12 protein-coding genes and 1 pseudogene are annotated in these 12,602 nt (G+C 59.9%); 12 read left to right on the top strand and 1 reads right to left on the bottom strand.

Annotated elements, in window-relative coordinates; translation table 11 throughout:
* Positions 1 to 169, bottom strand: a pseudogene (locus tag YY7_RS64155) (IS256 family transposase); the annotation flags it as partial.
* Positions 170 to 1,064: 895 nt separating this feature from the next.
* Between YY7_RS64155 and nifD the strand changes: the two are divergent.
* From nifD to YY7_RS59690, 12 genes are all read left to right on the top strand, one after another.
* Positions 1,065 to 2,567 (top strand): nitrogenase molybdenum-iron protein alpha chain, encoded by a 1,503-nt coding sequence (nifD, locus tag YY7_RS0147480; protein ID WP_028169139.1) that lies wholly within the window; start codon positions 1,065 to 1,067, stop codon positions 2,565 to 2,567.
* A gap of 72 nt (positions 2,568 to 2,639) precedes the next feature.
* Positions 2,640 to 4,199, top strand: a complete 1,560-nt coding sequence (nifK, locus tag YY7_RS0147475; RefSeq protein WP_028169138.1) for a nitrogenase molybdenum-iron protein subunit beta — start codon at positions 2,640 to 2,642, stop codon at positions 4,197 to 4,199.
* Positions 4,200 to 4,298: 99 nt separating this feature from the next.
* Positions 4,299 to 5,963 carry a nitrogenase iron-molybdenum cofactor biosynthesis protein NifE gene (gene nifE, locus YY7_RS0147470; protein ID WP_028169137.1) on the top strand — a complete coding sequence of 555 codons (1,665 nt, stop codon included), beginning with the start codon at positions 4,299 to 4,301 and terminating at the stop codon, positions 5,961 to 5,963.
* Between the two features lie 8 nt (positions 5,964 to 5,971).
* Positions 5,972 to 7,378, top strand: coding sequence for a nitrogenase iron-molybdenum cofactor biosynthesis protein NifN (nifN, locus tag YY7_RS0147465; RefSeq protein ID WP_028169136.1), 1,407 nt, complete (start codon positions 5,972 to 5,974; stop codon positions 7,376 to 7,378).
* The gene (gene nifX, locus YY7_RS0147460) at positions 7,375 to 7,770 is read left to right on the top strand and encodes a nitrogen fixation protein NifX (protein ID WP_028169135.1); all 396 of its coding nucleotides are present in this window, start codon (positions 7,375 to 7,377) and stop codon (positions 7,768 to 7,770) included. Before nifN ends, nifX begins: the two co-directional genes overlap by 4 nt.
* 8 nt (positions 7,771 to 7,778) lie before the next feature.
* A complete protein-coding gene (locus YY7_RS0147455; RefSeq protein WP_028169134.1) occupies positions 7,779 to 8,249 on the top strand; it encodes a NifX-associated nitrogen fixation protein in 471 nt (156 codons plus the stop codon).
* Between the two features lie 9 nt (positions 8,250 to 8,258).
* Positions 8,259 to 8,459 (top strand): CCE_0567 family metalloprotein, encoded by a 201-nt coding sequence (locus YY7_RS0147450; protein ID WP_028169133.1) that lies wholly within the window; start codon positions 8,259 to 8,261, stop codon positions 8,457 to 8,459.
* Between the two features lie 81 nt (positions 8,460 to 8,540).
* Positions 8,541 to 9,617 (top strand): IS5 family transposase, encoded by a 1,077-nt coding sequence (locus YY7_RS0147445; protein WP_028169132.1) that lies wholly within the window; start codon positions 8,541 to 8,543, stop codon positions 9,615 to 9,617.
* A 143-nt stretch (positions 9,618 to 9,760) separates the two neighbouring features.
* A complete protein-coding gene (gene fdxB, locus YY7_RS0147440; protein WP_028169131.1) occupies positions 9,761 to 10,060 on the top strand; it encodes a ferredoxin III, nif-specific in 300 nt (99 codons plus the stop codon).
* A 282-nt stretch (positions 10,061 to 10,342) separates the two neighbouring features.
* Entirely contained in the window at positions 10,343 to 10,738 is a 396-nt protein-coding gene (locus tag YY7_RS57335) for a serine hydrolase domain-containing protein (protein ID WP_051397342.1), read from the top strand.
* Complete coding sequence (locus tag YY7_RS55715) at positions 10,653 to 11,612, top strand: serine hydrolase domain-containing protein (RefSeq protein WP_080664179.1); 960 nt, start codon at positions 10,653 to 10,655, stop codon at positions 11,610 to 11,612. The genes YY7_RS57335 and YY7_RS55715 overlap by 86 nt, the downstream gene beginning before the upstream one ends.
* 34 nt (positions 11,613 to 11,646) lie before the next feature.
* Positions 11,647 to 12,586, top strand: a protein-coding gene (locus YY7_RS59690) for an IS630 family transposase (protein WP_433994517.1) whose coding sequence is annotated in 2 segments (ribosomal slippage) — positions 11,647 to 11,982 and positions 11,984 to 12,586 — 939 coding nt in all. Because the reading frame shifts where the segments join, the coding sequence is not laid out codon by codon here.
* Positions 12,587 to 12,602 lie beyond the last annotated feature (16 nt).

The raw sequence follows: 12,602 nt of genomic DNA, 5'->3' as shown, positions 1-12,602 counted from the left end.
CACGCCCATCCGGCAGCTTCAAATCGGCATGATCGCTCAGAAAGTCGGCGACCTCCGCCTCGATCGCCCGCGCAAGAAGCTGGCGTGCTCCATGCCGCAAAATACTCGTCAGTGGATCATCCATCGCGCCAGGCTGGCGAAGCTCTACAATCTTGCTATTCTCGTTCATGGCGTATCGCTCTGCATAAGAGGTTCTGGCTGGCTGGTTACCCGCCTCGATACGCCGCCCTTCTCAGGCCGTCATCACCCAGATTCCGCCATAGCTCGACGCTGATTAAGAACGACGCAGACAACCGCATACCGGGTAGCCGCTGGTCTATCCGGGCGACGCTGGGATGTGCGGCAGAGCTGGCGTTTTCTTCATGATCTCTACTACACCCGCTTGAGTTCATGGCGCACGCCGCCTTCGTCATCATTCGCGCTCACGAGCCGGTTCGTCTCGAGCACAGGGCGGGTCTCTCGGCAGAGTCGAGGATCAGGTTTAGTTGCGTCAACGCGTATCAGCTAGGGCAGCCTCGGCCTCGGCTGCACACGTAAGATCATGGAGCTAAAAATCGTTCGGCGCTGCGGCTTGAGATGCTCAGGCGCTCGAACACCCCCCGCGCGTCGGCCGCGACGATCTCCCTGGTTGGTCGACCCAATAGCAGGATGGCGGCGAGGCCACGCGCAAGGCACCATCGCGGGTGAGGTGTGCACCGGTCGGGCTTCGCGACGATCCGTGAGCCAGATTGGCTGCCGCGGCCTTGCAGCTGGGTCGCTTCGTTAGATAGCTTCCGGTAGTAGGCCCCGGCAAGTATCGCAATACTCTCGCGGGCTTGTGTGGAAAATCCGCGGGTGCAAAACCATGCGTGCCCGGCTTGTTTTGTTTCGAACAGGATCAAACGAGCAGGTCCGTGGACACGTTCGATGTCGGGTTTGCAACAACAGTCCGGTCAGCCGCGCGAGTGTGGCTATCTACTTCCAACTGCGTGGATTTTTGCGTTCACGCCGCGGCTGGCATGGTCGTTGCAAACTCTTGGTCGAGAGCCGTCATCGCAACAGGAAACCTTCTGAAGGATATCAGCATGAGTCTCGCCACGACCCAGAGCATCGCGGAAATCAAAGCCCGCAACAAAGAGCTGATTGAGGAGGTGCTGAAGATCTATCCGGAGAAGACTGCGAAACGGCGCGCCAAGCACCTCAATGTTCACGAGGCCGGCAAGTCGGACTGCGGAGTCAAGTCCAATCTCAAATCGATCCCAGGCGTGATGACGATCCGCGGTTGCGCCTACGCGGGTTCCAAGGGTGTGGTGTGGGGCCCGATCAAGGACATGATCCACATTAGCCACGGTCCGGTCGGCTGTGGACAGTACTCGTGGGGCTCGCGGCGTAACTATTACGTTGGCACGACAGGCATCGATAGTTTCGTGACCTTGCAATTCACCTCCGATTTCCAGGAAAAGGATATCGTGTTCGGCGGCGACAAGAAGCTCGTCAAAATCATTGACGAGATCCAGGAGCTGTTCCCGCTCAACAACGGCATCACCATCCAGTCGGAATGCCCGATCGGCCTGATCGGTGACGACATCGAGGCGGTCTCCAGGTCAAAGTCGAAGGAATATGGCGGCAAGACTATCGTGCCGGTCCGCTGCGAGGGCTTTCGCGGCGTGTCGCAGTCGCTCGGCCACCATATTGCCAACGACGCGGTGCGCGACTGGGTGTTCGACAAGGTCTCGCCCGAGGGCAAGCCGACGTTTGAGCCGACCCCCTACGATGTCGCGATCATCGGCGACTACAATATCGGCGGCGACGCCTGGTCATCCCGAATCCTGCTGGAGGAAATGGGCCTGCGCGTAATCGCGCAGTGGTCCGGCGACGGTTCTCTGGCAGAGCTCGAGGCAACGCCGAAGGCGAAGCTTAATGTGCTGCATTGCTACCGCTCGATGAACTACATCTCACGCCACATGGAGGAGAAGTTTGGGATTCCATGGTGCGAATACAACTTCTTCGGGCCCTCTAAGATCGTGGAGTCGCTGCGCAAGATCGCCGGCTTTTTCGACGACAAGATCAAGGAGGGTGCCGAGCGGGTGATTGCAAAATATCAGCCGCTGGTGGACGCGGTGGTCGCAAAATATCGCCCGCGCCTGGAAGGCAAGAGCGTGATGCTGTTCGTTGGCGGACTGCGTCCGCGCCACGTGATCGGCGCCTATGAAGATCTCGGCATGGAGGTCGTCGGCACCGGCTACGAGTTCGGCCACAATGACGACTACCAGCGCACCGCCCAGCACTACGTCAAGGATGGCACGTTGATCTACGACGACGTCACCGGCTACGAGTTCGAACGCTTCGTCGAGAAGGTACAGCCTGACCTGGTCGGCTCGGGGATCAAGGAGAAATATGTCTTCCAGAAGATGGGCGTGCCGTTCCGCCAAATGCACTCCTGGGACTATTCGGGTCCGTATCATGGCTATGACGGATTTGCGATCTTCGCACGCGACATGGACATGGCCATCAACTCGCCGATCTGGAAGAGGACCAAGGCGCCCTGGAAGGATGTCCAAAAGGCGAAACTGTTAGCTGCCGAATAACGCAAAGTGACCGGCTCTCAGCCTGAGGGCCGGAGCTGATATTGATGACGCTTTTTTGAAAGGATCCTACCTATGGCGCAGAGTGCAGAACACGTGCTCGATCACTTCGAGCTGTTCCGCGGACCGGAATACCAGCAGATGCTGGCCAATAAGAAGAAGATGTTCGAGAATCCCCGCGATCCCGCGGAGGTCGAACGCATCAGGGAATGGGCGAAGACGCCCGAATATCGCGAGAAAAATTTTGCGCGCGAAGCGCTGACGATAAACCCAGCCAAGGCCTGCCAGCCGCTCGGCGCGGTGTTCGCCTCCGTTGGCTTTGAGGGCACGCTGCCCTTCGTGCACGGCTCCCAGGGCTGCGTGGCCTATTACCGCAGCCATCTGTCGCGGCACTTCAAGGAACCAAGCTCCTGCGTCTCCTCGTCGATGACGGAGGACGCTGCCGTATTCGGCGGGCTGAACAACATGATTGATGGGCTCGCCAACAGCTACAATATGTACAAGCCCAAGATGATCGCGGTCTCCACGACCTGTATGGCGGAGGTGATCGGAGACGACCTTAACGCCTTCATCAAAACGTCCAAGGAAAAAGGCTCGGTTCCAGCGGATTTCGATGTGCCGTTCGCGCACACGCCAGCCTTCGTGGGCAGCCACGTCACCGGCTATGATAATGCGCTCAAGGGTATCCTGGAGCATTTCTGGGACGGCAAGGCCGGAACAACGCCGAAGCTTGAGCGGGTGCCCAACGAGAAGATCAACTTTATCGGCGGCTTTGACGGCTACACCGTCGGCAACATCCGTGAGATCAAGCGCATCTTTGAGTTGATGGCAATCCAGTACACCGTTCTCGCCGACAATTCCGATGTGTTTGATACACCAACCGACGGCGAGTTCCGGATGTATGACGGCGGCACCACGCTGGAAGACGCCGCGAAGGCGGTTCACGCTAAGGCAACGATCTCGATGCAGCAGTGGTGCACGGAAAAGACGCTGCCGTTCATCGCACATCATGGCCATGAGGTCGTAGCGTTCAATTATCCGGTCGGCGTCTCCGCAACGGATGAGTTCCTCGTGGCGCTGTCGCGCATCACTGGCAAGGATATCCCCGAGGAATTGGCGCGAGAGCGCGGTCGCTTGGTCGACGCGATGGCTGACTCCAGTGCGCACATCCATGGCAAGAAATTCGCAATCTATGGCGATCCAGACCTCTGCTACGGGTTGGCTGCCTTCCTGCTCGAGCTTGGCGCTGAGCCGATCCATGTGCTGTCGACGAACGGCAACAAGGATTGGGAGGCAAAAATGCAGACGTTGTTTGCGAGTTCGCCGTTTGGACAGAACTGCCACGCGTATCCGGGGCGAGACCTCTGGCATATGCGCTCGCTCTTGTTCACCGAGCCGGTCGACTTCCTGATTGGCAACACCTATGGCAAGTATCTAGAGCGCGACACCGGTGTGCCACTGATCCGCATCGGTTTTCCGATCTTTGATCGGCATCACCATCACCGCTCTCCGGTGTGGGGCTATCAGGGCGGCATGAACGTGCTCGTGAAGATTCTCGACAAGATCTTCGACGAGATCGACAAGAAGACCAACGTTCTCGGCGAAACCGACTATAGCTTCGACATCATTCGTTGATGACGAATGACGCGGGCGCCATCGCCGCCAAACATCGGCGATGGCCTAAGCGCAGATGGGCTGATCTTTGCGCACAAGCTCGGTTGAGAGGAGAGATGGATGAGTTCGCTATCGGCCAGGATCCAAGAGATCTTTAATGAGCCGGGCTGCGCCAAGAACGCCAACAAGTCGGTTGCCGAGCGCAAGAAGGGCTGCAACAAGCAGCTACAGCCGGGCGGCGCCGCAGGCGGCTGCGCCTTCGACGGTGCAAAGATCGCGCTGCAGCCTTTTACCGACGTCGCCCATCTGGTGCACGGTCCGATCGCCTGTGAGGGGAACTCCTGGGACAACCGCGGTGCGTCTTCCTCTGATGCCAGCATCTGGCGCACCGGCTTCACCACTGACATGAGCGAAACCGACATCGTATTTGGGGGCGAGAAGCGTCTCTACAAGGCAATCAAGGAGATCATCAACAAGTACGATCCGCCGGCCATCTTCGTTTATCAGACCTGCGTCCCCGCCATGATCGGCGACGACATCAATGCGGTCTGCAAGGCGGCTTCGCAAAAGCTCGGCAAACCGATCATTCCCGTAAATTCGCCGGGCTTCGTCGGCCCCAAGAACCTCGGCAATAAGCTCGCCGGCGAGGCCTTGCTCGAGCATGTCATCGGCACGCAAGAGCCGGACTACACCACGCCCTACGACATCAACCTGATCGGGGAATACAACCTGTCCGGCGAGCTCTGGCAGGTTAAGCCGCTGCTTGACGAGCTCGGCATCCGCATCCTCTCCTGCATCTCCGGCGATGGCAAATATCGCGAAGTTGCCTCTTCGCACCGGGCGCGCGCTGCCATGCTGGTATGTTCGAAGGCGATGATCAACGTTGCGCGCAAGATGGAGGAGCGCTACGGCATTCCGTTCTTCGAGGGATCGTTCTACGGCATCCAGGATTCCAGCGGTTCGCTGCGCGAGATCGCGCGGCTGTTGGTCGAACGCGGCGCGCCTTCCGAACTGATCGGGCGCACCGAGACGGTGATCGCGCGGGAGGAGGCGCGCGCCTGGGCCGCGATCGAGCCGTACAAGCCGCGCTTTGCCGGGAAGAGGGCGTTACTGATCACCGGCGGTGTCAAGTCCTGGTCCGTGGTGGCTGCGCTGCAGGAGGCGGGGCTCGAGCTGGTCGGCACCAGCGTCAAGAAATCCACCAAGCAGGACAAGGAGCGCATCAAGGAGCTGATGGGGCAGGATGCCCATATGATTGAGGACATGACGCCGCGCGAGATATACAAAATGCTGACCGACGCGAAAGCGGACATCATGCTCTCGGGTGGCAAATCGCAATTTGTTGCGCTCAAGGCAGCGATGCCCTGGCTCGACATCAACCAGGAGCGCTGCCACGCCTACATGGGCTATATCGGTATGGTGAAGCTGGTCGAGGAGATCGACAAGGCGCTGTTCAACCCGATTTGGGAGCAGCTGCGTCGACCGGTGCCGTGGGACAAGGTGGCCAAGAACCGGCAGACCGAGACGATCACGAAGATGCGTGGGCGGGCTGCCGAGATCGCCGCCGATCCGCAGACGATGCGGCGCGCGAAAAAGGTTTGCTTCTGTAAGGAAGTCGATCTCGGCACCATCGAGGATGCGATCCGCTCGCATGGCCTGACCAGCGTCGAGGCAGTCCGCCAGCACACCGACGCGTTCGGTGGCTGCTGCAAGAGGCGCATCGAGGACGTCCTAGCCACCATGCCGGTTTCCTCGCCGCCTGCCATGCTGCGGGCCGCGGAATAGGACAAGTCATGGCCATTGTTACCACGCCGACGAAGGCGTGCGCGGTCAACCCGCTCAAGATCAGTCAGCCGATCGGCGGCGCATTCGCCTTCATGGGCCTGCGTGGGGCGATGCCGCTTTTGCACGGCTCGCAAGGTTGCACGTCCTTTGGGCTCACGCTGTTCGTGCGGCATTTCAAGGAGGCGGTGCCGCTGCAGACGACTGCGATGAGCGAGGTGGCGACCGTGCTCGGCGGTTATGAAAATGTCGAGCAGGCTATCCTCAACATCTATAATCGCGCCAAGCCGGAGATCATCGGGATCTGCTCGACCGGGGTCACCGAAACCAATGGCGATGATGTCGACGCCTACATCAAATTGATCCGCGAGCAACATCCGCAGCTCGCCAATTTTCCTTTGATCTTTGTCTCGACGCCTGATTTCAAGGATGCCTTCCAGGACGGCTGGGAAAAGACGGTGGCACGCCTCGTCGAGGTGCTGACGGAGGCGCTGCCGGCCGAGGCAGAGCGTGATCCCGCGCGGGTGAATGTTCTCCCCGGATGTCATCTGACGCCGGGTGACCTCGACGAACTGAGAACCATCCTGGAGGATTTCGGTCTGAAGCCATCCTTCCTGCCTGATCTTGCGGGATCGCTGGACGGGCATATCCCGGACGAATTTACGCCGACGAGCATTGGCGGCATCGGGGTTGACGAAGTCGCGAGCATGGGCCGGTCCAGCTGGACCATTGCGATTGGTGCGCAGATGCGACGGGCGGCAGAAGCCATGCAGGCCAAGACCGGGGTGCCGTTTCGCCTGTTCGAGCGGCTCTGCGGCCTCACCCCCAACGATGAATTCATTGCTTTCCTGAGCGAGATCAGCGGCCGCCCTGTGCCAGCAAAATATCGCCGCCAGCGCGGGCAGCTGGCAGACGCGATGCTGGACGCGCATTTCCATATCGGCGGCCGCAAGCTTGCGATAGGTGCCGAGCCAGACCTCTTGTTCGACCTATCCAGCATGCTGCACGAGATGGGTGCGCAGGTCACCGCGGCCGTGACAACCACGCAGTCCCCGGTGCTGGAGCGGATCGAGACCAAGGAGGTGCTCATCGGCGATCTTGAGGATCTGGAAGAGCTTGCTAGGACGAGGGGGTGCGATCTGCTGATTACGCATTCGCATGGCCGCCAAGCGGCGGCGCGGCTGAAGATTCCATTTTACCGCGCGGGATTTCCGATGTTCGATCGGATCGGCGCGGGACACCAGCTATCCGTCGGCTATCGCGGCACGCGCGATCTGATCTTCAAAATCGCCAATCTCGTGATCGCCGACCGCGAGGAAAATCACCGGCCGACGCCCGACAGCTGGCGTAGCTGGAGTCAGCCCTTTAGGCCGGGCGGCCTCAGCGTCATCGAGGCAGCAGAGAGGTCGATTGCATGAAGGTCGCATTCGCTACCCAGGACTTGAGGCGCGTCGATGCGCATTTTGGCTGGGCCAAGAACATCGCCATCTATGATGTTGGGCCGGGCGGGCACGTATTCCTGAAGGCGGTCCAGTTCGCCGGCGATTTCAAGGAGGACGGCAACGAGGACAAGCTCGCGCCCAAGATCGAGGCGATCAAGGATTGCGCCATCCTCTATGTCGCTGCTATCGGCGGCTCCGGTGCCGCCCGCGTGGTGGCCAACAATATACATCCCATTAAGGTGGGTCAGCCCGAGAACATCCTCGCCCTCGTCGAGAAGCTCGAGCGAGTGCTCAAGGGTACGCCGCCGCCCTGGCTGCGCAAGGCGCTGGCAAAAGACCAGCAGCGCACGCTCGATTTCGAAGAATGAGGACGGCCATGACTGCAGCTGCAGATATCGTGCAACCAGAGAACACGCTCGATGCGCCATTCGTGAGAGAACTGGTTAAGAGTTGGCGCGCCCAGGACATTTATGGCGCCTGGGACGGCAAGAGCGATCTCGATCTGCTCGAACCGTATATTCTGGATAAGGAAAAGCGGCGCGCGCTGCCGATCGTTGGCGATCCAGATCCGGATGTGGTTTGGCGGCTGGAGCTGTTCTTCAATGCGGTCGCGCTCTCGATCGAGAAAGCGACGGGTGTGATGATCCATGCGATGCTAAAGATGCACCATGAAGGCTTTGGTCGCATGGTGTTGATCGGCGGCCGTCTGATCGTGGTGAACAAGCGCCTGCGCGATGTGCATCGTTTCGGCTTCGACAATCTCGCAAAGCTCGCCGCCGAGGGTGACAAATACGTCAAAGGCGGCATCAAGATGATCCGGAAATTTCCCGACGTGGCGAACTATTGAGGGCAGCTCATGAGCGATCTTGAAATCGTAAAAGCAGAAATGAAAAAGCTATCGGCCAAGGCGACGCAGGCCAAGATGGATCTGCACGACCTCTCGGAGGAATTGCCCGTCAACTGGACCTCGATCATGGCGGTGGCGCAGAAGGCGCACGATGCCTTTGCCGAACTCGAGCGCAAGCGCGAGGACCTCAAGGCCCTGGAAAGGGCCTAGTAGCAGTCTGCTGAAGAACCCCCTGGCCACGGAGGGAGCTTGATGATTCACTTTTATCATCTCGAACCGGCGGAGACGATCATGCGGGGCAGGTTTACGGATCAAAGCGGCCTCTTTTCGTACATCGCGCCGGATAAGCGTGTGCCAGCGAACCATCCGCTGCGGAAGGTCCGGGAACTTGTCCGGGATGTATTGAGTGATTTGAACCGCAGCCTTGGGAGGCTCTATCCCAACGAGGGACGTCCTTCGATCCCTCCAGAGCGATTGCTGAGCGCCTTGCTGCTGCAAGTGTGCATCCGCTCGGAACGCCAGTTGATGGAGCAACTGGACTACAATCTTTTGTACCGCTGGTTTGTGGGGCTTTCGCCCGACGACCCGGTCTGGGACCCGACCACCTTCACCAAGAACCGGGAGCGGCTGCAGAACGGCGATGTGTTCACGAAGTTCATGACCAAGCTTCTGAACCATTCTCAGGTCAAATCGCTATTGTCGGACGAGCATTTTTCGGTGGACGGGACGCTGATCGAAGCCTGGACTTCGAAGAGTTTTCGCCCCAAGGACGGCAGCGGCAACGATGATGACGGCGCCAACTTCCACGGCCAGAAGCGCAAGAACGACACCCATGCGAGTACCAGCGATCCGGACAGCAGGCTTTATCGCAAGGCGGCCGGATGCGAGGCCAAGCTTTGCTATATGGGCCACGCCACCATGGAGAACCGGCACGGGCTGGCGGTGGCCGGCAGGGTCACGCATGCCAATGGCATCGCCGAACGCCGGGCTTCGGAGACCATGCTGAAGGCGAGACGCAAAGCCGCAGGCTGCCGCATCACGGCCGGTGAGGACAAGGCGTACGATACCGCCGATCACGTGGCCAATCTTCGTGCCATCAACGTGACACCGCATGTGACGCAGAACCAGGCCGTCACCAAAACCGGCAAGAACCGCAACAGCGCCATCGACGAACGAACCGCGCGGCATCCGGGATACGGCATGTCGCAATCGCGCCGGGCGATGGTCGAGTGCATTTTCGGATGGGGCAAGCAGCATGGCACGATGCGCAAGACCAAACATCGTGGCATCGCTCGCGTCGCCGCCGACTTCCTGCTCAATCTGATCGCCTATAACCTGATCCGGATTCCCAAACTGCTTGCCGTTTAGCCACCCCGCGTCAGGGGGGCACCAACCAACAGGTTAAAAAATTACATCCAACTCCACCGCGCCGCTCCAACAACGACCGCCGACAATACGAAAACTCTCCATTTCAAGCTTTTTCAGCAGACTGCTTTAGAGGGTATCCGATCATGTCATTTGCAACGCGCGACGGCCGTGACTGGACACCGGAGTACCTGATGTCGATTGATGCCAAGAAGTGCATCGGCTGTGGCCGTTGTTTCAAAGTCTGCGGTCGCGACGTCATGACGTTGAAGGGCATCAACGAGGAGGGCGATCTTGTCGATCTGGACGACGACGAAGACGATGAGATCGAGAAGAAGATTATGGTGATGAATGACCAAGGCGCTTGTATCGGTTGCGGCGCCTGCGCCCGGGTTTGTCCGACCAACTGCCAAACTCACCAAACCGCCGCAACGCAAGCCGCTTGAGAGCGAGCTCTGTCCGCCTTTTGCCGCGAGCAAGCGGGAGTTGGGCGGCGAAGCCATGAACTGCGCTCGAGGATAGACCCGCTTGGCGCCGGGCGCATTCCCACCAGCTTGCGGATGCTGAGTCGCCCCGTCCCCAGAAAGAATCATGTCTTCGTCGGCCGCAGGTATGGGGTTCGGATGGCTCGAAATGTCTGCGCTACTATGGATCGGATACCGGCAGCCTCAATAACTTCATTCCGCTGTCGCGAAGAATGCTCAGAACAGCTCTACGGGAGGAACATCATGATCTCACGTCGTCTTGTGATCGGTGTGCTCGGGGCGGGACTGGTAGCGTTCGCGCTCCTTGCCACCCCGGTGGCGCTGGCCTTTTCGCCCGAAGCGCGCAATGCGAAGCTTGATCAAACCCTTAAGGAATTGGTCGAAGGCTGCAGTACTCCGGGTATTGTGGTGCTGATCCTTCAGAATGGCCGCCCGGTCTACAGCCGCAGCGTCGGCGTTCGCAAGGTGGGGAGCGCCGTGCCGATCGGCGAGAACGACATATTCCGCCTCGCCTCAATGACCAAGGCTGTCACCTCGGTGGCAGCGATGATCCTTGTCGAGCAGGGCAGGGATCGGCCTGGACGATCCGGTCAGCCGTTTCCTGCCCGAGTTCGCCAAGTTGCAGGTGCGCGGTCCTGACGGCACTGAGGGTCCTGCGAGCAGGCCGCCGACAATTCGCGAACTGCTGACCCATACGGCCGGATTCTCCTATAACTTCATCAATAATCCCCGGCTCGTTAATGCATACCGCGAAGCGCGCGTGACCGACGGGCTAGACCAGGGCGAGGTAACCACGGCCGAAGCGATGCAGCGTCTCGCCTTCGTTCCGCTTGGCTATCAGCCTGGTACAGGCTGGGAATACTCGCTGGCCACTGACGTGCTCGGGGCTGTCATCGAGAAGGTGACGGGAGCCAGCCTGGGAGCTTTTGTAACCGAGCGCATCGCAAGATCTCTGCGCATTGAGAGCTTTGTGTTCAACGCACCTGAGACCATGCGCTCACGGTTCGTGCAGGTGACACGGCCCGCACAGGTCACGGGCGCACTCGGCACGGGCTACGTTCCGGTGGTGGCACCTGAGGCTGTGCCGTTCCCTCCAACCAAGGGCACCGCCGATTTCGACCCGAACCGCGCCTTCTCTCTGACCGCCTATCACTCTGGCGGCGCCGGCATGAGCGGCACTATCGGGGACAACGGGCGGTTCCTGCAAATGCTGCTGAACGAAGGCGAACTCGACGGCGTGCGGGTGCTCCGCGCGGAAACGGTGCGGCAGATGACGCAGAACGCGACCGGCAACATGCCGACGCTTCCCGGGTCGGGTTGGGGCTTCGCGTTGGGCTTTGGGATCGTGATCGATCCGGCTGCAGCCAAGAGCCGCCTTCCGGCGGGCAGCTACGGGTGGGGCGGCATCTATGGCATGCAGTTTTGGATCGATCCGGCAAACCGCGTCGTGGGCCTAAAGCGGGATGGGGTTAAGTTGAATCGATTTGGGATTCCCAAATCAGTGAGTTTCTGATTCACCATGCTGGCTGGGCAGGAGGCCAGCATGGATGGGCAAGCCTTACTCTCTGGATCTTCGCAAGCGCGTGGTGGCCGCGATCGAGGGCGGGATGTCCCGCAATCAGGCGGCCAAGCAGTTTGGGGTTGCGATCAGCACGGCAATCGGTTGGATGCAGCGGGTCGATGAGACCGGCAGCGTTGCTCCGGGCCAGATGGGCGGTCACAAGCCGAAAGCGGTTTCGGGAGACCACGCGGTCTGGCTGTCGCAACGGATCAAGGACGGCGATTTCACCATACGTGGGCTCGTTGCCGAGCTTGCCGGGCGCGGCCTGAAGGTCGACTACCACTCGGTGTGGGACTTCGTGCACGCCGAGAAGCTCAGCTTCAAAAAAAAGCGTGGTGGCTGGCGAACGCGATCGTCCCGACGTGGCACGGCGGCGAGCCCAGTGGACAAAGTATCAAGATCGCGTCGAAGCTGAACGGCTGGTCTTCATCGACGAGACCTGGACCAGGACCGACATGGCTCCCCTGCGGGGATGGGCGCCGCGCGGGCGCAGACTCCCCGCCAAGGTTCCACATGGCCGCTGGAAGACCATGACCTTCCTGGCGGCCTTGCGCCATGACCGGATCGATGCGCCATGGTTCATCGAAGGACCGATCGATGGCGCGAGCTTTCGGACCTATGTCGAGAAAGTTCTCCTGCCCACCCTTCGCCCCGGCGATATCGTGGTCATGGACAATCTCGGCAGCCACAAGGGCAAGGTCGTGCGCCAGCTCATTCGCTCTGCCGGCGCCAAACTGTTCTTCCTGCCGAAATACTCGCCCGACCTGAACCCGATCGAACAGGTCTTTGCCAAGCTCAAACATCTGCTCCGAAAGGCGGCCGCCCGAACTGTCGATACCGTCTGCACCGCCATCGGTGAAGCCTTGCCAGCATTCACCTCTGAAGAATGCGCGAACTATCTCGAAAATTCAGGTTATCGAACCTAATGCCATCACGCTTTAG

The organism is Bradyrhizobium elkanii WSM2783 (genome assembly GCF_000472865.1).
GTDB classification, from domain to species: Bacteria; Pseudomonadota; Alphaproteobacteria; order Rhizobiales; family Xanthobacteraceae; genus Bradyrhizobium; species Bradyrhizobium elkanii_A.
The sequence above is the reverse complement of the archived record's forward strand: the minus strand, read 5'-3'. Positions and strand labels throughout refer to the sequence as shown.

Excerpts from the sequence above, each read along its gene's own strand:
- YY7_RS0147445 (WP_028169132.1), top strand. The coding sequence starts at position 8,541 with ATGCGGGGCAGGTTTACGGATCAAAGCGGCCTCTTTTCGTACATCGCG.
- nifN (WP_028169136.1), top strand. The coding sequence starts at position 5,972 with ATGGCCATTGTTACCACGCCGACGAAGGCGTGCGCGGTCAACCCGCTC.
- nifE (WP_028169137.1), top strand. The coding sequence starts at position 4,299 with ATGAGTTCGCTATCGGCCAGGATCCAAGAGATCTTTAATGAGCCGGGC.
- YY7_RS0147455 (WP_028169134.1), top strand. The coding sequence starts at position 7,779 with ATGACTGCAGCTGCAGATATCGTGCAACCAGAGAACACGCTCGATGCG.
- nifX (WP_028169135.1), top strand. The coding sequence starts at position 7,375 with ATGAAGGTCGCATTCGCTACCCAGGACTTGAGGCGCGTCGATGCGCAT.
- YY7_RS57335 (WP_051397342.1), top strand. The coding sequence starts at position 10,343 with ATGATCTCACGTCGTCTTGTGATCGGTGTGCTCGGGGCGGGACTGGTA.
- YY7_RS0147450 (WP_028169133.1), top strand. The coding sequence starts at position 8,259 with ATGAGCGATCTTGAAATCGTAAAAGCAGAAATGAAAAAGCTATCGGCC.
- fdxB (WP_028169131.1), top strand. The coding sequence starts at position 9,761 with ATGTCATTTGCAACGCGCGACGGCCGTGACTGGACACCGGAGTACCTG.
- nifK (WP_028169138.1), top strand. The coding sequence starts at position 2,640 with ATGGCGCAGAGTGCAGAACACGTGCTCGATCACTTCGAGCTGTTCCGC.
- nifD (WP_028169139.1), top strand. The coding sequence starts at position 1,065 with ATGAGTCTCGCCACGACCCAGAGCATCGCGGAAATCAAAGCCCGCAAC.